The sequence below is a fragment of the Caproicibacter sp. genome (assembly GCF_046707225.1).
GTDB lineage: Bacteria > Bacillota > Clostridia > Oscillospirales > Acutalibacteraceae > Caproicibacter.
The window spans coordinates 1-20,036 of the sequence record NZ_JBJKOP010000044.1 but is presented as its reverse complement, the minus strand read 5'-3'; the positions used below and the strand labels follow the sequence as shown (position 1 = coordinate 20,036).

The window sequence follows — 20,036 nt, the reverse complement described above, 5'->3', positions numbered from 1 at the left end:
AGGCGGGCTAAAAATATACTGCAAAGATTTCAGAAAATTACGCTCACAAGAATCAGGATTACGGAAGAAACAAGCGGAATCAGCACGGTTGCGGGGGTCCATGTCTTCAGGGAGGTCTTTTCGTCGAATCCGCTGAATCTGGTCACAACCCAGAAGTAGGAGTCGTTCATGTAGGACGGGCACATTGCAGTTGAGCAGAGGGCCAGGCCCGCCAGAACCGGATTGATTCCCAGCGTGGGGAGCATCGGCGCGAGGATGGAAGCGCCCGTGACCATTGCCGCGGTTCCGGAGCCCTGCGGGAAACGGAGCAGCGTGCCCACAAGCAAAGGAACGAGAATTGCGGGAAGCCCCGCCGCCACAATGCTTTTTGCCATCAGGGTGCCGACGCCGGTTGCCGAAATAACACCGCCGAGCGCGCCGCCCGCGCCGGTTACGAACACGATCAGGCCGCCGTCCGCCAGCGCGGATTCCATTGTTTTAAGAGCTTCGCCTTTCGGCATTTTTCCGCAGAGCAGGTAAACGCCCATCAGTACCGAGATAAAGAGCGCGCAGACCGGGGAGCCGAACAGGGTGAAGAACGATTTGACCGGGCCCGTAACCTTCATAAAGCCCAGAACCGTGTTGGTCAGAATCAGAAGAATCGGAACCAACAGGGTTGCAAAGGAAATAAAGGTTCCCGGCATGGCTTCGTCCTTCAGCAGCTCGTTAAAATCGTCGTTGGTAAGGTCGCGGCCGCTTTTTTGCTTTGCTTCAATTTTTTGAAGTGCGGCGCGCTGATCTGCGGAAAGCTGGCTGAAATCCTCTTCCCCCATTTCGGGAATGATGTCAGGATTCTTTTTTGCAACCCAGCGGAAATAGAATACAGCCACAAGGAACAGAGGAATTGCAAGCAAAACGCCGTAAAGAATGAATTCCCCGATGTCGATTCCAAACGCGCCGCAGACGGCCAGCGGGCCGGGGGTCGGCGGAACCAGGAAATGCGTGATGTAAAGTCCCATGCCGAGCAGGCCGCCCATCAGGATCATGGATTTACGCGTCAGTCTTGAGAATTCCTTCGCAAGGGAGGAAAGAATGACGAAACCGGAATCGCAGAAGACGGGAATGGAAACCAGCAGACCGGTGATGCCCAAAACAACATCCGCCCGTTTAATGCCGATTCTTTTGAGGATGGTCAGCGCCATTCGCTTGACCGCTCCGCTTTTTTCCATGAATTTTCCCATGATGCAGCCAAGGCCGATGACAATGCCGATGCTGCCCAGGGTATTGCCGAACCCCTTGGTGACAGCGCTGATGGTTTTGTCGGTCGAAAGGCCGGACAGAAGCCCGATGACGATTGCGGAAAGGATCAACGCGGGAAACGCCTGGATTTTTGTCTTGACGACTAAAAAGATGAGCAGCGCGATGCCGATTAAAAGCGCAATAATACTGATCATAATGACAATCTCCCTTAACAATACAAAGTGTGCTTTCCCAAGTGAAAAAGCCGTTTTCCCCAGTCATCGCAGAAATGAGATTACCAGATGAACCGCATTGGAAGGTCTTGCGGCCGAATCGCGAAAAGAGTGAGGACTTAAATGACAGGCCCCAGGGTGTGAATGTCGATGGAATTGAAATACTTAATCGCTTCGTTTTTCGTCATTTCACCGTTTAAAACACATAGGGCTTTCTGAAAAGCCTCCTCGCCAACCTGTTCAATCGTTTTTTCGCCCTTGATGATCAAACCGGCGTTCAGGTCCATGTCGTGGCTCATGCGCTCAAAGGTGTTCGGGTTGCCGCAGATTTTCACGACGGGCATGCTCGGGAAGCCCTGCGGCGCACCGCGCCCCGTGGAAAACATCATGAACTGCGCGCCCGTGCAGGCCATTCCGGTCAGGATTTCCGGTTCGCGGCCGGGGGTGTCCTTAATCCAAAGGCCCTTTTGGCCGTTCACCATGTCCGGGTACTCCAGAACGCCCTGAATCGGCCTGGAACCGGATTTTACGATTGCGCCCAGGGATTTTTCCTCAATGGAGGAGAGTCCGCCCGCGATATTTCCGGGGGTGGGCTGCCCTTTCCTCATGTCGCAGCCGAGGGATTTCGCCCTCGTTTCCATCCGGTTGACGATTTCGTAAATTTTGTCGGCCACTTCCCTGTTCACGGCTCTGCGCGCCAGAATATGCTCGGCGCCGATGAATTCGGTTGTCTCGCCGAACACCACCGTTGCGCCCAGGTCCACCATTTTATCGGCGACGTAGCCGACAACGCAGTTGGAGGCCATTCCGCTCGTCGTGTCCGACGCGCCGCATTTGATCGCCATGACGATGTTCGAAAGGTCGGCCGGTTCGCGCTGCAGCCCGGAAATTTGCCTGACAAGCTCCTGCGCGGCGTCGATTCCCGCCTGAATCGCGCGGCTTGCGCCGCCCAGCTCCTGAATGCGGATGATCTGAACCGGCTTGCCCGTTTTGGCGATGGTTTCAAGCATCCGCTCATGGTCGGTGCCTTCGCACCCAAGGCTTACGATCAGCACCGCGCCGACATTCGGGCTGCACCCCAAGCCGATGAGGGTGTCCGTGACGCGCTCGAGGTCCGGCGGCAGCTGACAGCAGCCCTGGTGGTGGAAAAAACCGACCGTGCCCTGCACTTGGCCGACAATCGCCTGCGCGACGTCGTTGGCGCAGATGACGCTGGGGATGACCGCCACATGGTTCCTTGCGCCGACCTTCCCGTCCGGTCTGACATAACCCATAAAATTCATTTGTTCCGCTCTCCTTTCAGGTCGCCGCGGCCGCGCATGCTGTCCAGGTTGTGCACATGAACATACTCGCCCTTTTTGATTTCCTTGGTGGCGGCCCCGATTTCTTCGCCGTACTTGAAGATTTCCTCGCCCGGGTGAATGTCTTTCAGCGCAATCTTGTGTCCGAAGGGGATGTCGCCCAGCACTTTGATTATTTCGGAATTCCCCTGTTTGTCGCGCACCTCCACCTCGCTTCCGGAGACAATGCCGTCGGCGAAAATCGTCGCCACATTGTCCCGGTCATTGATTTTTAAGGCCAGCTGCAGGCTCATATTAAAATACCTCCTTCACAAAATGTCCGGTTATTTGACCGCCAGAACCGAAACGCCGTCCGGGATGACAACCACCTTCGCGTCCTTTCCCTTGATTTCATACGCCATGGCGAGCGCCTCGTCCGGGCTGGAAGCCGGAATCATGTTTGCCCTGCGCACCAGGTCATGGTCCAGATAGGTGGTTACAAGAATGATCTTGTGCTTTTTCAGAATACGGGAGTAGATTTGAGCGCACCACTGCTCCGGGATGGTCTCTTTCGGCGGGATGGCGGAAAGGCGCTTTTCGATTTCATCCACGGTGCCGGAGAGAATCAGTTTTTCAAAATGAGTTCCGCCCATACCGTCAACGCAGGACGCGCACATGATGATGACTCCGTCCTCCCCCGCGCAGGCTTCGGCGGTCGCGACCGCTTTCGGGGCCTGGTAAAGGTTCTGGTCCAGAGGGTAGCCGCCGTTGCTTGTAACGACAATATCTCCGGTGACGACCGGGCACTGGGAAAGGCTCCTGATAAAATCGCAGCCCTTTTCATGCGCCTGCTCCAGGTCGCCCGCGAACGCCGAGATGATTTTTTTATTTCCGTCCAGCGCGACGTTCAGAATAAACCGGACGTTGACCGCGCGGGCCGCGCAGACCATGTCTTCGTGGATCGGGTTGTGGGAGAGCACCCCCGCTTTCGCGTAGGGACTGGCGATCGCCTGAAAGCTGTGATTTTCATTGACGGTTTCCTGAGAGCAGATTCCCGGAAGAATGCTTTTGCGTCCGCCGGAGAACCCCGCGAAGAAATGGGGTTCGATGAAGCCTTCCGTCACCAGCAGGTCGCACTCGGTCGCAAGGCGGTTCACATGAAAATCCGCGCCGGAGGGTAGCTTTTGCACGAACACGAAATCCTCGGGCCGAAACGCGTCGTTGACGACGATTTTTTCGTGATCCACGATTTCGTCGCCGAACATCTTTCTCTGCTCTTCCTCCGTCGTCGCCCGGTGCAGGCCGGTTGCGATCAGGATCGTAATCTCGGCGGCCGGGTTGCCGGACCGGATTTCGGCGAGCAGGATCGGCAGCGTGATTTTGCTCGGCACCGCCCGCGTGTGGTCGCTGGTTACGACGACGACTTTCTGCTTTCCCTTCGCCAGTTCGCGCAGGCTTTTGGTGCCGATCGGATGCGCAAGGGCGTCGCGGACAAGCTCCTGTTCGCTTTTTTCCGCCCGAACCCCGTGCATTTTGGCGGTGATGACCGCGGCAAGGTTCTGTTCCTCAACATGCAGGTCCAAAGTCGACCTGTAATATGGAATCGGTATTGTTTTCAAGAAAGGCCCTCCTATCTTGTTTTATGTACATTGTATACATGACACAATTTATATTACACTCTACACTGATTTATAATTTACAGATCAGAATTAAAAGTGAATTTTGTTAAAAAGATTCCATTATGAAACAAATAATTGTTATATATGTATAAAAAATTCCCCTGCCTCAGACGGAGACAGGGGAATTGGCAATTCATAGAAGCGAGATGCCGAAGATCAGGCCTTTCCGGCGCAGCCGAGAACCGCGGTGATTTTATGCTCGACCATTCCTTTGATCGCGTCGCGGGCGGGTTTGAGGTACTGGCGGGGATCAAAGTGGTCCGGATGCTCCGCAAAGTATTTGCGGACGCTTGCCGTCATGGCAAGACGGAGGTCGGAGTCGATGTTGATTTTGCAGACCGCCATGGTCGCGGCCTTGCGGAGCATGTCCTCCGGAATGCCGATCGCGTCCGGCATCTTTCCGCCGTACTGGTTGATCATCTGAACGAATTCCGGAATGACGCTCGAAGCGCCGTGCAGCACGATCGGGAATCCGGGCAGGCGCGAAGCGACTTCCTCCAGAATGTCGAAGCGGAGCTGGGGCTTCTGGCCCGGCTTGAATTTATAAGCGCCGTGGCTTGTTCCGATTGCGATGGCGAGGGAATCGACGCCGGTGCGCTTGACAAAATCCTGAACCTGATCCGGGTCTGTAAACTGCGCCTTATCGTCCTCAACCGCCACAGCGTCTTCAATCCCGGCGAGCCTGCCGAGCTCGGCTTCCACGGTCACGTTGTACTTATGGGCGTACTCCACAACCTTGCGCGCTTCTTCCACATTTTCCTCGTACGGCTTGGAGGAGCCGTCAAACATGACGGAAGTGAATCCCCCGTCAATGCAGTCTTTGCAGACTTCATAGGAAGGGCCGTGATCCAAATGCAGCGCGATCGGAATATCCGGGTTTTCCACGACCGCCGCCTCGACCAGCTTGACCAGATAGGTGTGGGAGGCATACTTGCGCGCGCCCGCGGAAGCCTGCAGAATCACCGGGGCTTTCAGCTCCGCGCACGCTTCGGTGATACCCTGCACAATTTCCATGTTGTTGACGTTGAATGCCCCGACGGCATACCCGCCGTTGTAGGCCTTTTGAAACATATCTTTTGTATTGACCAACGACATCGGCTTTCACTCCTAATGTTTAATTTCCTTTATTATACCTCATTCTCCGGAAAAGATAAATATGGAAAGGGATAGAGATTGTTAAAAATTTAATGATCTTTTTGTTCAGAACAACTCCGGATGGTTTCGGCTGTAATGGAAAATATACTGCTGTGCAATGCCCGCGTATTCCCCGAAATCTTCCGGTTTTCGCCCGGGGAAGAGCACTTTCATCGCGCGCTTCATCCAGACGTCCATCGGGAACGCCTCCAACCGGTGAAGGCCGTACAGCAGCGCGCAGTCCGCGACCTTCGGCCCGACCCCGGGCAGCGCAGTCAGCTCCCGCTTCGCTTCTTCCAGCGGAAGGCGGCGCAGGCGCTCAAAATCCAGCGCGCCTTCCGCAACCCGGCGGGCCGTGCCAACCAGATACCCCGCCCGGTACCCGCACCCAAGCGCGCGCAGGTCCTGCTCCGAAAGCACGGCGAGCGCTTCCGGTTGGGGAAACGAAGCGCACGCGCCGTTTGATTCCCCGTAGGTTTTGCACAGGCGGGAAACCAGGCCTTTAATCCGTTTGATGTTGTTGCACTGGGACAAAAGGAACGAGCAAAGCGCTTCCCATGGGTCCTGGTTCAGAATCCTCAGGTCCGGCGCGTAGCGCGCGGCCTGCCCCAGAATCGGGTCGAGCGCGCAGAACCGCTCGCGGATCGCTTCGTAGTCGCGGCCCATGTCGAAATAGTCCGCCCAGAACGCGTCCGACAGCACGCCGCCGAGGTTTTCCCCCGTGACGTGAACGCACCGGCTTCCGGCCGCGCCGCTCCAGGAGCCGTCCGGCAGGCGCTCCCAGCGGAAGCACTGCCCGCAGTCCACACTCTGGCCGAGCGTGTCCAGATTCATGACGCCGTCCCTCCTTTTTTGCTGAAATCAGCGTTTATTATAGCATGGACCGGGCCGCGCTTCAACCGCTCCGGGAATACGGACGGTTATCGGCAGAAAGTGGAAAAGCGCCGTCTTAGGTTTACATAATTGAATATGCAGTTTTATGAATTCACATTTTCCACAGTCGGCCCGCCTGACTTATCAACATTTTCCACAGAGTTTTCCACAGCTTGTTCGCGTATTTTATGTCAACTCATGTAAATACGATGGGTATAATCGGCCTTGCACGGGCGTTTTCCCGCTGCATACTTGCGGGGAATCAATGAAACTTGAGGAAATTTCCTGCTGTTTTCTGTAAAATATGGTATAATAACCAGTATCAATACAGGATGTCATCCGGATTTGGAGAGGTGCAAGTTGAAAAACGGCGGAGAAATACAACAGGACAGCGGCGTAATCGCCGGAAGGAACGCCGTCGCGGAGGCGCTGAGAAGCGGCAGGGCGATCGACAAGCTCTGCCTTGCGCGGGGGGAAAGGTCCGGCTCAGTCGCCGCTTTAATTGCCAAGGCGAAGCAGCGCGGCATTCCCGTCAAGGAAATCGACCCCAAAAAGCTGGACTTTATGTGCGCCGGGGCGGTTCACCAGGGCGTGGCCGCCATCGCGGCCGCGAAGGAATACGCGACGGTCGATGATATGTTTCAACTGGCACAGGAACGCGGAGAGCCGCCGTTTTTGATTCTTGCCGACGGGCTGGAGGACCCCCACAACCTGGGCGCCGTTCTGCGCGTGGCGGAATGTTCCGGCGCGCACGGGGTGATTCTGCCGTCGCGGCGCAGCGTCGGGCTGACGTGGGCCGTTGGAAAATCCAGCGCCGGCGCCGTGGAATACGTTCCGGTCGCGCGGGTCACCAACCTGGCCAGCACGCTGGAGGACCTGAAAAAACGCGGCGTGTGGATTTATGCCGCCGACATGGACGGCCAGCCGTGGTGCGAAGCGGATTATTCCGGCCCGACGGCGGTGGTCATCGGATCGGAGGGGTTCGGCGTCGGGCGGCTGGTCAAAGAAAAATCGGATTTTGTAATATCCCTGCCGATCAGGGGAAAGATAAACTCGCTTAATGCTTCCGTCGCATGCGGTATCATCTGTTATGAAATCGCCCGGCAGCGGCTTGGAATTAAGACAAAATAATACGGGAGTGCGGATCGAATGGACGACAACGGAAAAACTCCGCAGAAAGATTATTCGGTCGAAGAAATCCTAGCGGAGGCACGCATCATCAAGGACCGCGAAACATCCCCGGCCCCGGGCACCGCGCGAAGCGAGCCGCCCGACAGAGAGGAAATTCTGCAGGGGGCCCGCCGTGCGCTGAATATGGAAGCGGGAACGGAGAAAGAGTCTGCCGAAGAGGAGCCCGGCGGGGACGAACCGGAGCCGAAACGGAAAAAGCGCCGGTTTTCCCTGTTCGGGCGCAAGAAAAAGGAAGAGGAATTCCGCGAGGAGGATGACCTTTATTACGGCCTTCAGCTCAAGCCGCTGGAGGAGTACCGCAAGGAATATGAAAAGACCGTCCGCTCCGGGGGTGAGCGCGCGAACCGGGACGAAACCGGTTCCAGTTTCCCCTACCTTTTTGACGGAAGCGCGGAGGAAGACGCCCCGGATATGGCGGAGACCTTTGAACGGATTCACAGGGAACGCCACGAGCGGCTGGAAAAAATCATGCGGCAGGCGGGCCTTGACCCCGACGAAATTCTGCCGCAGGAAGAGCCTTCGCGCGGGCCGGAGGTTCCGGCGCCCGGGCCGCAGGAGCCGGAGGTTCCGCAGCCGGAGCGCCCCCACGACCCGGCGGTGACGCCCGGGCCGCAGCGCCAGCCGGAGGTGCGCCCTCCGGTGACGAAACCCGTGCCGCAGCCGCCCGGAAAACCCGAAATCACAACGGGCGGGCGGCAGGAACCGGACGAACAGCCGGCGGATTCCGCCGAAAAGGAAGACAGCGGTCCTGCGAAAGCGGAGGAAACTCCGCCCGTGCCGGTGAAAGAGCCGGTAAAGCAGCCGCCGCAGGCAAAAGAGGACCGGCACACTCCCCCGCCGCGCACGGAACCGGCCGACGGGCAAAAACCGCAGTACCGCGCGTGCGCCGTGCCGACCCACGTGATCAAACCCAGGTCATTCCGGGAGATTCTGACGGCGGAGGCCGCGGCCTATCCGCTGCCCGAACCGCCGGAGCCGATCCCGTTCCCCAAACATGAGAGCGGCCCGATTCCGGAGCCGGAGGAAGAGCCGGGTCAAAAGCGGGAGCCAAACCCTGAGCCGGACTTCGCGCCGGACGACCCGGAGCATTTGGGAAACTGGCCCGTGCCCGGCCCGCTGATCGGTGAAAACCCCCTGCCCGAACCGCGGGCCGGGGAGGAAGATCAGCCTCCGGCGCGCGGAACCAAACGCCGGTTCCGCCTGTTCGGGAGCGAGGAGCCGGAGGAGTCGGCCGCCGAGCCGTTCGGGGAACAGGAGGAGCTGGACGATTATACGGATGAGGAGGACGCGCCCTCCGTCCGGCGCGACCTTCTGCAAAACGTCACCCGGCTGTCCCTCCGGCTGGCCGTGACGGGCATCGCAACTCTGATTTTGCTTTTAGTCGGCTTTCTGGCCGAGCATCCGGCGATTCTTCCGCCGGAGCTACATACGGTTCTGAACGGCGGGGCTTACCCGGTCCTCCAGCTTGTGTTTCTGATTATCGCGGCGGCGTTCAGCTTTCCAACTTTCTGGAACGGACTCCGGGGGCTGACCTCCTTTCAGGCAAACTCCGATTCGGCGGCGGCCGTCGCGGTTCTGGCCGTGCTGATCCAGACGGTGGTGCTGCTCGTTCTCGGCGTTCCGCAGGGAATTTATTTGTACGCCCCGCTCGCCGCCGCGGCCCTGTTCCTGAACGCCTGCGGCAAATTCAGCATGGCAAGGCGCATCTATTCCAACTTCCGGTACCTTTGCGCGAAAGAGCCGAAATACGCCGTCAGAATCTACGGCGATTACAATACCTCTCTGCGTCTTGCCAAGGACTGCGTGATCGGCGAGCCGCGCATCGCCTACCAGTCGAAGGCGGCGTTTCTCCGCAATTTCCTGCGGATTTCCTATGCGCCGGACCCGGCCGACCATGTTTCGCAGGTGCTGGCTCCCGCCGGGTTTCTGCTCAGTCTGGCGCTTTGCATCGGGTGCGCGTTCCTGACCGGGAACGCGGTTTCCTCGCTGACCGCCTTCGCGGCGTCCTGCTGCATCTGCGTTCCGTTCACAAACATGCTCTGCGTCAACCTGCCTGTTTCCCGGCTGAGCAACATCGCCCGCCGCGGCGGGTCGATGGTTTCCGGCTGGGCGGCGATCGACCGCTTCAGCGCGACAAACGCCGTGATGCTGGACGCGGAGGACCTCTTCCCGCGCGGAACGGTGATTTTGAACGGCATCCGCACGTTTGCCGGGCAGCGCATCGACGAGGCGATTCTGGACGCCGCCGCGCTGATGGGTACGGTCGGCGGCCCGCTTTCGGACCTGTTCGACCAGATCATCAAAAGCCGCCGGGAAATCCTGCCCAAAATCGGCGAGCCGGTCTATGAGGACGGCAGGGGCGTGACCGGGACCGTTTCCGGTCGGCAGATTCTGATCGGAACCCGTGAGCTGATGCGGGCGCACGGCATCGAGCCGCCGTCCCGCGATTATGAGAAGAAGTATATTCAAAGCGGGAAGCGGCTTGTCTATCTCGCGACCGAAGGGTGCCTGGTCGCCATGTTCATCATCAATTACCGCTCTGACCTGCGGCGCTCGCAGGAGCTGCGCCGGATGGAGCGCAACGGGATCGGCCTGATCGTGCGAACCAGCGACCCGAATATCACGCCGCGCTTTCTGGCGGAGTGCTTCGGGCTGTACGAGCAGGAAATTACCGTTCTGCCGGAACAGCTCGGCCAGATTTACACCGATCTTGTTTCCGCGGAACCGGATCGGGCGGACGCGATGATCGCGACGAAGGGGCGGGCCTTTTCCATGCTGCGCCTGCTGACGGGATGCGTCCGGCAGCGCGGGAACATCTCCATCGCCGTCGCGCTTCAGGCCGCCGCCGTGGGGCTGGGGTTCGCGCTCGTGGCGTTTTTGTCGCTTTACTCCGGGCTTGAGCAGCTTAGTTTGACCGCGCTTTCCATTTATGAGGCGTTCTGGGCTTTTGCTGTTTTCCTCGTCCCCCGCATCCGCCGACCCTGAGCAGCGTACCGCCGCACCAACGACCCGCCGTTGGGAACGGAGCAAGTTCATGGCTTTGCCGGGCGGGATAGAGGGTAGCCACTCCCGAAAGCGAAAGTCGTGAACGCCGCAGGCGCGTCCGGTCCGGATGGACCGGGACGGCGCAATCTGATAAAAAGTGGGAGCGGAACGCCCAAACGAGGCGCTCCACTCCTTTTTTCTTCGCCGTCGGCGGTCTTTTTCGGCCCCTTCGCGCGTTCGCGTTTCACAGGCCGGGTCGGTCCCGATTCCGGCGCGCTGGCCCGTCGGCTCTGCCGAAGCTTGCCTAAGCTCCGCAAAACCGCGGGACGACGCTTTTATTTTTACTACTTCCTTTCACCGCGCCCTTTCAGGCACACACCCGCCGCCGGCGGGAACAAACGGTACCGCAAAGCTTTTCCAAACTTCCCGTGCGAAAAAATGAATCGCGGTACGCCGCCCCCGCAAGGCAACAAAAAGCACCGGTACGGAATTTTTTCATTCCATACACCGGTGCGCGCGTGCAATCTCAACGGACTTGCGAACCCTTCCCCCCTCTGTACAAATACAGAAAAAGGAAGTATAATAAGTCCTGCATTGCGCGGTGAAAACCGTTGTGTATGGAGCGTGCACTCCGTATACAGGGGGCAGGGTGCTTCCGACACCCTGTTCCTGCTTTGCACTTTTTGTTTCTGCCCTGCAATTTTCATTATAAACCTGTTTTTTCCAGATTTCAACAGTATTTTTCGGCTATTGAAAAAGCCCCGGCGCCGGTTCCATTGTGCGCCCGGGCTTTTTTGAAGCCGTTTTGGGATTCCATGAATTTCAGCTTGACAAACGGCACGGAATATTATATATTACAGGTGTTATATAACAAACGTAATATAAGGGTGATTCGAATTGCCGAAGCAAAAGACGTCGAAAGAAGAAATTCTGCGGGCCGCGTTCCGGGTCCTGCGGGAGCAGGGGGCCGGCGAGCTGAACGCGCGAAGAATCGCGGAAGAGGCGGGGTGCTCCGTCCAGCCGATTTACAGCTATTTCGGCGGGATGGAAGAACTGATGACGGAGCTGTTTGAGGGCTGCCGCCGGTATTTATACCGATTCATCGAAGAACGGTCGGACCCGGAGCAGCGGTTCCAATCCGCCGGCAAATGCCATTTGGCCTTTGCAAAGGAGGAAAAGAACCTGTTCCGGTTTTTGTTCCTCTCGCCCTACATGAAGGCAAACACCTTTGAGGAGGTTTACCGCCAATGCGCGGTGAACGGCGTTACGCAGGAAATAGAATCGACGCTCGGCCTTACGGAAGCGGGCGCCCGGCGGCTTTATATGAGCATGATGATTTATACGCACGGGATCGCCTGCATGCTTGCGGCGGAAGCGGCGAAGCTTCCGTTTGAGGATATTCATCCGCAGGTGGATTTCGCGTTCTTCTCCTTTTTGAGCCAAATCCGGAAAGAAGAGAATTCCGCGGGGCCGTCGTCCGGAGAAAAGCCCTGCGTCTGAGCCGTAAGGAACTCGAGAATCGCGCCGGAAACCGTTCCGGCGAAGAAAGGTTGAACAACAAATGAAACTGATCATTCATGATCTGACGCCGGAGCAGGCGGAAACGATCCTCCCGAAGCAATCCGGAATCCGCGTGATTTCCGACAATGGGAAGATTCGCCACTGTGTCGGCTGCTTCGGCTGCTGGGTCAAAACCCCGGGGCAGTGCGTCATTCACGACGGGTACGAGACCGTGAGCGCGCTGCTGGCGCAGTGCGAGGAGCTGATTCTGATCAGCAGGTGCTTTTACGGCGGATTCAGTCCGTTCGTCAAAAATGTAGTAGACAGAAATATTTCGTACAGTCTTCCGGACTTTACCATCCGCAACGGAGAAATGCACCACAAGGGACGATACGACAACCGTTTCAAACTGTCGGTCTGTTTTTACGGAGAAAACATCACCGCAGCGGAGCGGCAGACCGCGCGGGAGCTGGTGCAGGCCAACACGGTGAACCTCGACGGTACGGCCGGCGAGGTTCATTTCGCGGAGCGCGCGGAAGATTTCAAGGGGGTGCTGTCATGAAAATCGCATTGATCAATGCAAGCCCGAAATTAAAGGACAGCGCCTCCGGCGTGATTCTGGAAGAATTGAAAGGCCTGCTCGCGGAGCACGCCGTCACGGAGTACGGATTCCACACCCCCGCGCTTCCGGAAAATACGGAGGAGCTGGCGAATCAGGACGCGCTGGTGTTTGCGTTCCCGCTTTATGTGGACGGCATTCCCTCCCATCTTCTGAACTGCATGGCGGGGCTGGAGGAATCCTTCCGCAAAAGAGAGAATCCCCCGACGGTGTACGCCGTTGCCAACTGCGGGTTTTACGAGGGGATCCAGAATCGGCACGCGCTGCGCATCATGCGGAACTGGTGCGAAAAATCGGGTCTTGTCTGGGGGCGCGGAGTCGGCCTCGGCGGCGGTGGAATGCTGCCGGGCATTGCCGGCGTGCCGCCGGGAAAAGGGCCGAAGAAGAATTTCTCCGCCGCGCTGCGGCAGTTAGCGGAAAGCATCCATGCTTTGTCGGGCGGGGAAGATTTGTTTACGAGCCCGAATTATCCCAGAATTGCGTACAAGACGGCGGCGGAAATCGGCTGGCGGCAGCAGGCTAAGGCAAACGGGTTAGCGAAAAAAGATTTGTTTCAAAAGCGGTAGAGTTTTTTCATGTGAGAAAATAGTTGAAAATGAAAAAAATAAGCGCTATAATTGATTCATCAAACGAATTAAGGTGAGTCGATTGAAGCTGAAGACTGGCATCGTCTGTTTTCTTGCGGCCGCATTGGTGCTTTCTTCCGGATGCTCCGCGGCAGGGGCCAAAACGGGCGGAAACAACGGAAGCCCCGGCGGTTCGTCGTCACAGGTGAAAGGCGTGGGCGCTGTAATGAGTTCCGACAGCCACAAGCTGACGCGGGAACAGCGGCTGGCGGACTACGACGCCATGTGGAAGGACATTGACGACAATTATTCCCTGATGGGCGTTGCGGAGCGGACAACGGGAAATGATTTTCAGAAAATCCGGCAAAAATACCGCGACCAAGTGGCAAATGCTATGAGCGACAAAAGCTTTTTTTATTGGATGGAAACATCTATTGAGGACTTTCACGGCTGCGGCCATATGTGTTTGTTTGAGCCGGATATGTATGGCTATTGTACACAACTCTATGGACAACACCAATCACAAGCACATTGCGCGTATCTTTACCGTATTCTGAATAATCCCGCAAGCAGGACGTTTTACGGATACAGCGATAAAAAATCCTATTCCTTTCCAAATGAAACCGGGAACTCCAATGGCAATGTGGCCACGATTCCGTTTGGCAAAGGTCGGACAGTATGCTTACAGATTCACAGCTTTTTGAATGAGCACATTGAGCCTGACACTCCGAAAATAGAGAAGTTTTTTCAGGAGCACGCTTCTGACCAAAACTGCATTATCGACATTCGCGGTAACGGCGGCGGAAACGATGGGTATTGGTGGAATCTGATTGTTAGACCGAACATTGACCATAATGTTTCCTATACGGATTACAGTTTGTTTCGCGGAAAGTCCTGCCGTGACTATCTAGCGACAGAAAATACAAAGTTTTTTCCGATTTCCGAGTTGCCGAAGCTGCCGAACCTGAACAAAAGCGACCTTGCGCAAATGCAGTATTTTATCAAGGACCGGTTTGACATGAAAAGCAAAACCGGGAAAAAGGAGTTCCAGGGGAAATTTTATCTTCTGACGGACGACGGCGTGTATTCTTCGGCGGACGAATTTACGCATTTCTGCAAACAGACCGGTTTTGCGACGATTGTCGGGGACCCGACGGGCGGCGGCGGGATTGGAATTGCCCCGCTGTTTTTCGTCCTGCCGAACTCGGGAATTTGCCTGCGGTTTTCCCCGTGTTTGGGGCTGAACCCGGACGGCGGCAGCAACGAGGAGTTCGGCACAACGCCGGATGTTCCCTGCGAACCGGGAAAAGACGCACTGCAAACCTGCCTGGATTTGATTGAAAAATCTTAAAATTGACTTTCCTGCCTGATTTAATATAATTCGCCGCACTGAAGCAGTTGGCCGAAAGCGTCGGCGCTTTGTCGCGAGGGAAAATTTTCAAAAGCGGTAGAAATTTTTCAATGCGAGAAAATAGTTGAAAACGGGAAAAATAAGTGCTATAATTGATTCATCAAACGAATTAAGGTGAGTCGATTGAAGCTGAAAACTGGCATCGTCTGTTTTCTTGCGGCCGCATTGGTGCTTTCTTCCGGATGCTCCGCGGCAGGGGCCAAAACGGGCGGAAACAACGGAAGCCCCGGCAGTTCGTCGTCACAGGTGAAAGGCGTGGGCGCAACCCTGAGTATCGACAGCCATAGGCTGACGCGCGAACAGCGGATGGCGGACTACGACGCCATGTGGAAGGACATTGACGACAATTATCCCCTGATGGGCGTTGCGGAGCGGACAACGGGAAATGATTTTCAGAAAATCCGGCAAAAATACCGCGCCCAAGTGGCAAACGCGTCGAGCGACAAGGATTTTTTTGACCGACTGAATTCCTGCGCTGAAAATTTTCAAGGCTGCGGTCATATGTGTTTGGTTAATCAGAATCTGTATGACTATAGTACGCAACTTTATGGAAAATACCATTCATTACCACAGAACGCATATTTTTACAGCGTTCTAAACAATCCGGCCAGCAGGACGTTTTATGGATACAGCGATAAAAAATCCTATTCTTTATCAAATGAAACCGGGAACTCCAATGGCAATGTGACCACGATTCCGTTTGGAAAAGGTCGGACAGTGTGCTTACAGATTCACAGCTTTTTGAATGAGCACATCGAGCCTGACATACCGAAAATAGAGAAGTTTTTTCAGGAGCACGCGTCCGATCAAAACTGTATTATCGACATTCGCGGCAACGGCGGCGGAGACGACGGGTATTGGATGAATTTGATTGTCGAGCCAAACTTGGAGAAGGACGTTTCCTATACGGATTACAGTTTGTTTCGCGGAAAGGCCTGCCGCGACTATCTAGCGACGGAACACGCACAGTTTTTTCCGATTTCGGAACTGCCGAAGCTGTCGAATTTGAACAAAAGCGACCTTGCGCAAATGCAGTATTTTATCAAGGACCGGTTTGACATGAAAAGCAAAATCGGGAAAAAGGAGTTTCAGGGGAAGTTTTATCTTCTGACGGATGACGGCGTGTATTCTTCGGCGGAGGGATTTGCACATTTCTGCAAGCAGACCGGCTTTGCGACGATCGTCGGAGATCCGACGGGCGGCGACGGGATTGGAATTGCCCCGCTGTTTTTCGTCCTGCCGAACTCTGGAATCTGCCTGAGGTTTTCCGCAGGTTTGGGGCTGAACCCGGACGGCGGCAGCAACGAGGAGTTCGGCACAACGCCGGATGTTCGCTGCAAACCGGGGGAGGACGCGCTGCAAACCTGCCTGGATTTGATTGAAAAACGGGGCGGATCCGAAGCGTCTTTCTGAATTTGAAAAGGAAGTCCGCCGGGCAGCCGGCGGGCTTTTTTTGTCCAACAGTGCCAAAAATTCCGCGTGAGAATTGTGCTGCGCAAAGCAAACAAAATTAATCGAATCCATTGTATTTTTTATAGCAACAAGCTATAATTATCATAAATTCGGTTGAGTAATTGTATGTTTGATCTCATGAATTCTTCAACCTCTGAAAGGAGCTGCTATTAATGAAACAATATGAGGCGAAGCATATTTTAAACATTGCGCTCGCGGGACACGGCGGCGCGGGAAAAACCAGCATTGCCGAGGCGATGCTGTATCTTTCCGGCGCCACCGACCGCCTGGGGAAGGTCGGTGAGGGAAATACCGTCTGCGATTTCGACCCGGAGGAAATCAAACGGAAAACGTCCGTATTGACTTCGGTGGCTCCGCTCGAATGGAAAAACAACAAGATCAACCTGCTGGACGCGCCCGGCCTGTTCGATTTTGAGGGCGGCCTGTGCGAGGCGGTCCGCGCCGCCGACTGCATGCTGGTCGCGGTCTCCGGGAAAGACGGCGTCGCGGTCGGAACCGAAAAGGCCGCCGCCGCGGCGGACGCGCGCGGGCTTTCCAAAATCTTTTTCGTCAACGGCCTGTGCGATGAAAGCGCGGATTTTTACAAGGTGTTTGAAAACCTGAAATCCTATTTCGGCCCGTCGGTGTGCCCGGTGGTCGTGCCGTATATCCAGAACGGAAAGGCGAATATCTACGTCAACGTGCTGGAATACAAGGCGTACGAATACCATGACGGAAAAGCGGTCGAGGTGAAAATGCCCGATATGGGTACGCGGCTTGAGGGCCTGCGCACCGCGATTTACGAAGCCGTTGCGGAAACGGGCGACGACATGTTCGACAAATATTTTTCCGGCGAGAGCTTTACGCCGGAGGAAGTCATCGTCGGAATCAGCAGGGGTGTGAAAACCGGGGCGGTCTCCCCCGTGTTCTGCGGCGACGCGCTTCTCTTAAACGGGATCGACCAGCTTTTAAACGGCCTTGTCTGGCTCGCGCCCTCCGCGGCGGAAAAAAGCGGCGAAACCGGAACGGACGAAGGGGGCAGCCCGGTTGAACTTGCGGTGGACGAAACGGCGCCGTCTGCGGCAATCGTCTTTAAGACGGTCGCGGATCCGTTTATCGGAAAATTATCCTATCTGAAGGTAATCTCGGGGAAAATATCCTCCGACATCGGACTGGTGAACATGACGACCGGCCAGCCGGAGCGCATCGGAAAAACGATTCTTCCGCGCGGCAAAAAGCAGGAGGACGTCCCGTACCTCACGGCCGGGGACATCGGCGCGGTGCCGAAGCTTTCGGCGAAAACCGGCGACACGCTCTGTTCCCCCGAGCGCAGGGTGAAGCTCGCCCCGGTCGAGTACCCGGCGCCCTCCCTTTCCATGGCGGTTCTGCCCAAGGCCAAGGGGGAAGAGGATAAAGTGGCGCAGGGCATCATACGGCTCACGGAGGAAGACCCCACCCTGCGCTTTTCCACCAACGCGGAAACGCACCAGATGATTGTTTCCGGCATGGGCGAACAGCATCTGGACGTGCTCGCCTCCAAGCTGAAGAAGAAATTCGGCGTGGCGATTCAGCTGGAAATGCCCCGGGTCGCTTACCGCGAAACCATCCGCAAAAAGGTGCAGGTGCAGGGCAAGTACAAAAAGCAGACCGGCGGCCACGGGCAGTACGGCGACGTCTGGATCGAATTCGAGCCGTGCGAGGCCGAGGGGCTGGAATTCGCGGAGCGCGTGGTCGGCGGCTCGGTGCCGAAGGGCTATTTCCCGGCGGTGGAAAAGGGCCTGCGCGAGTGCATCGAGCGGGGGCCGCTCGCCGGGTACCCCGTGGTCGGGCTGCGGGCGACGCTTTACGACGGCTCCTATCATCCGGTGGATTCGTCCGAAATGTCGTTCAAAATGGCGGCGGCGCTCGCGTACAAAACCGGGATGCCGAAGGCTTCCCCCGTTCTGCTGGAACCGATCGGCACGCTGCGCTGCACCGTGCCGGACGACAACATGGGCGACCTGATGGGCGAAATCAACAAACGGCGCGGCCGCGTGCTCGGCATGGAACCGGCCGGAGCGGGGACGCAGACCATCGAGGCCGACGTTCCCCAGTCGGAAATGCACGACTTTACCACCTTCGTCCGTCAGGTGACGCAGGGCCGCGGCTCGTTTACCTTTACCTTTGCGCGGTATGAGGAGGCTCCGCCGCAGGTCGCGCAGAAGGTCATGGAATCCTCCACCTCCGCGGAGACCGCGGACGCCTGATCCCGCTTAATTTTTATTTCAGCGGCAGGGCAATTGCCGTCGAAACTGAGAATCTTTTCCGCCCCCCCGGCATATGTATTTGCCTGAGGGGGCGGAATTATGTTTGTAATTTCGGTTAAAACGGGAAAAAGGAAAACAATCGCCGTTCTTGCGGCCGTGCTTTTGGTGGTCACCGCCGCCATTGTTGTGGTGAAGCTGAACAACTCCGCGCCGCAAGCCGACAACAGCGGCAAAAAATACAGCCTGGCCGCTTCGACCAACGAAGAGCGCGTCGCCTTTTTTCAGCAGTTCGGCTGGGAGGTAAAGCCGCAGTCGGTTTCCGACGGCGAAGTGACGATTCCGCAGACATTTGACGACGTTTACACAAAATACAACAACATTCAGCAGGAGCAGGGGCTCGACCTCGCCCCTTATGCGGGCAAAACCTGCAAGCAGTGGGTGTATGAAATCACGAATTTCCCGGAACAGGAGGTCATGCGGGGGACTTTGCTCGTCTACGACGGCAAGGTCGTCGGCGGCGACCTCTGCACGCCGGCGCTGGACGGCTTTATGACCGGCTTTGACGGGCAGCTCGACAGCAACGACTACGGCGTCAACGAACCGACGCTCGCGCGGGGGAACGACGACGCGCTGACCATGGCCCCGGCTAAGACGGTTTCATCGGCGGTGGAGGAAGCGCAGTCGAAGGCTTCGTCGGAAATTCCCGCGAACGCGTGGCCGACGGACTGAGCAGGCTGGGCCCCCATGCGCGGTTCGCCCCTTAAAAATGGGGAAACCGCAGGCGCGCCCCGTCCGGACGGACCGGCATAAAAAAATCAGGAGCAAAGCGCCCGCCGAACGGGCGCTTTGCTCCCTTTTGCCGGCAAAAACGCTCCGCGCGCGCCGGGTATGGTAGGGGTTGCATTACTTTTTCCACAGTTCTTTTCACAAACATCAGTTTCGCCGGCGGGGAACATGCCGCCGCGTGCCTGCCGAGGAGTTCACCCTTTGCCAGGCGCGACAGCCGCTACCCGCAAGAAAACAAAAAGCGCCGGTACGGAAAAGGGTCATTCCATACACCGGCGCGCGCGCAATCAGATTGTGGACCATCTTTCTTCCCTCTGTACAAAAACGGAAAAAGGAAGTATAATGGTTTCTGCAATGCGCGGTGAATTCCGTGGTATATGGAGCTTGGACTCCGTATGCAGGGGGCAGAGTGGGCTAGCACTCTGTCTCTGCATTGCGCTTTTTATTTGCCTTGCAATTTCATTATAATCCTTTATTTTCCAAAATTCAACTAAATATTTTTATCGTTTGAAAGCGGCGGCGTTCGCCGTTACTTTTAGCAATTTTTAATTATGTTTTCTTTTCATAATTATTTCTTTTAGTTTATTTTAATGTGCTCAGGCCGCACGAGAACGCAAGGCATCTATCGCGCTGTGATGTCTTAATATTCTCATTATATTTTTCTGGGGCGGTGTTCTCCTTAACCCAAATTATTTCTTATTTTCAGTTTGTGCTCAGGCCGGACGGGCCCATACTTTCGATCCCGTACGAAAGTATGCAAAGTACGGGTCGGGGGGGCAGCGTGACGCTGCATCCAAAGTGTCGGTAACAAGAGCGGCGAGAGAAAGTAAAGCAAAACACGATTCTTCAGCCGTGGGCGCCGT

General features: G+C 56.4%; 15 protein-coding genes. 9 read left to right on the top strand and 6 right to left on the bottom strand.

The window, feature by feature from the left end; all coding sequences use genetic code 11:
- Nucleotides 1-29: 29 nt before the first annotated feature.
- From ACLQ3M_RS12410 to ACLQ3M_RS12385, 6 genes are all read right to left on the bottom strand, one after another.
- Entirely contained in the window at nucleotides 30-1,433 is a 1,404-nt protein-coding gene (locus tag ACLQ3M_RS12410) for a GntP family permease (RefSeq protein ID WP_411677999.1), read from the bottom strand.
- 137 nt (nucleotides 1,434-1,570) lie between these two features.
- Entirely contained in the window at nucleotides 1,571-2,734 is a 1,164-nt protein-coding gene (locus tag ACLQ3M_RS12405; protein WP_411677998.1) for a UxaA family hydrolase, read from the bottom strand.
- Nucleotides 2,731-3,045, bottom strand: coding sequence for a UxaA family hydrolase (locus ACLQ3M_RS12400; RefSeq protein ID WP_066645602.1), 315 nt, complete (start codon nucleotides 3,043-3,045; stop codon nucleotides 2,731-2,733). Before ACLQ3M_RS12400 ends, ACLQ3M_RS12405 begins: the two co-directional genes overlap by 4 nt.
- A 30-nt stretch (nucleotides 3,046-3,075) precedes the next feature.
- Entirely contained in the window at nucleotides 3,076-4,350 is a 1,275-nt protein-coding gene (larA, locus tag ACLQ3M_RS12395) for a nickel-dependent lactate racemase (protein WP_411677997.1), read from the bottom strand.
- Nucleotides 4,351-4,566: 216 nt separating this feature from the next.
- Nucleotides 4,567-5,505, bottom strand: coding sequence for a class II fructose-1,6-bisphosphate aldolase (gene fba / locus ACLQ3M_RS12390; protein WP_411677996.1), 939 nt, complete (start codon nucleotides 5,503-5,505; stop codon nucleotides 4,567-4,569).
- 105 nt (nucleotides 5,506-5,610) lie between these two features.
- Entirely contained in the window at nucleotides 5,611-6,378 is a 768-nt protein-coding gene (locus ACLQ3M_RS12385) for a DNA-3-methyladenine glycosylase family protein (protein WP_411677995.1), read from the bottom strand.
- A gap of 399 nt (nucleotides 6,379-6,777) precedes the next feature.
- On the opposite strand from ACLQ3M_RS12385, the gene rlmB reads away from it, so the two are divergent.
- The 9 genes from rlmB to ACLQ3M_RS12340 all read left to right on the top strand — a co-directional run bounded on the left by rlmB (nucleotide 6,778) and on the right by ACLQ3M_RS12340 (nucleotide 19,116).
- Nucleotides 6,778-7,548, top strand: coding sequence for a 23S rRNA (guanosine(2251)-2'-O)-methyltransferase RlmB (gene rlmB, locus ACLQ3M_RS12380; protein ID WP_411677994.1), 771 nt, complete (start codon nucleotides 6,778-6,780; stop codon nucleotides 7,546-7,548).
- An 18-nt stretch (nucleotides 7,549-7,566) separates the two neighbouring features.
- Nucleotides 7,567-10,593: a hypothetical protein gene (locus tag ACLQ3M_RS12375; RefSeq protein ID WP_411677993.1), complete on the top strand. Its 3,027-nt coding sequence runs from the start codon at nucleotides 7,567-7,569 to the stop codon at nucleotides 10,591-10,593.
- 897 nt (nucleotides 10,594-11,490) lie between these two features.
- Complete coding sequence (locus ACLQ3M_RS12370) at nucleotides 11,491-12,093, top strand: TetR/AcrR family transcriptional regulator (protein WP_411677992.1); 603 nt, start codon at nucleotides 11,491-11,493, stop codon at nucleotides 12,091-12,093.
- 61 nt (nucleotides 12,094-12,154) lie between these two features.
- Entirely contained in the window at nucleotides 12,155-12,655 is a 501-nt protein-coding gene (locus ACLQ3M_RS12365; protein WP_411677991.1) for a flavodoxin family protein, read from the top strand.
- Nucleotides 12,652-13,278 carry a hypothetical protein gene (locus tag ACLQ3M_RS12360; protein WP_411677990.1) on the top strand — a complete coding sequence of 209 codons (627 nt, stop codon included), beginning with the start codon at nucleotides 12,652-12,654 and terminating at the stop codon, nucleotides 13,276-13,278. The genes ACLQ3M_RS12365 and ACLQ3M_RS12360 overlap by 4 nt, the downstream gene beginning before the upstream one ends.
- Before the next feature lie 82 nt (nucleotides 13,279-13,360).
- The gene (locus tag ACLQ3M_RS12355; RefSeq protein WP_411677989.1) at nucleotides 13,361-14,629 is read left to right on the top strand and encodes a S41 family peptidase; all 1,269 of its coding nucleotides are present in this window, start codon (nucleotides 13,361-13,363) and stop codon (nucleotides 14,627-14,629) included.
- 183 nt (nucleotides 14,630-14,812) lie between these two features.
- Nucleotides 14,813-16,102 (top strand): S41 family peptidase, encoded by a 1,290-nt coding sequence (locus ACLQ3M_RS12350; RefSeq protein WP_411677988.1) that lies wholly within the window; start codon nucleotides 14,813-14,815, stop codon nucleotides 16,100-16,102.
- Nucleotides 16,103-16,314: 212 nt separating this feature from the next.
- Entirely contained in the window at nucleotides 16,315-18,387 is a 2,073-nt protein-coding gene (locus ACLQ3M_RS12345; protein ID WP_411677987.1) for an elongation factor G, read from the top strand.
- 99 nt (nucleotides 18,388-18,486) lie between these two features.
- On the top strand, nucleotides 18,487-19,116 hold the full coding sequence (locus ACLQ3M_RS12340) for a DUF4830 domain-containing protein (protein WP_411677986.1): 630 nt from the start codon (nucleotides 18,487-18,489) through the stop codon (nucleotides 19,114-19,116).
- Nucleotides 19,117-20,036 lie beyond the last annotated feature (920 nt).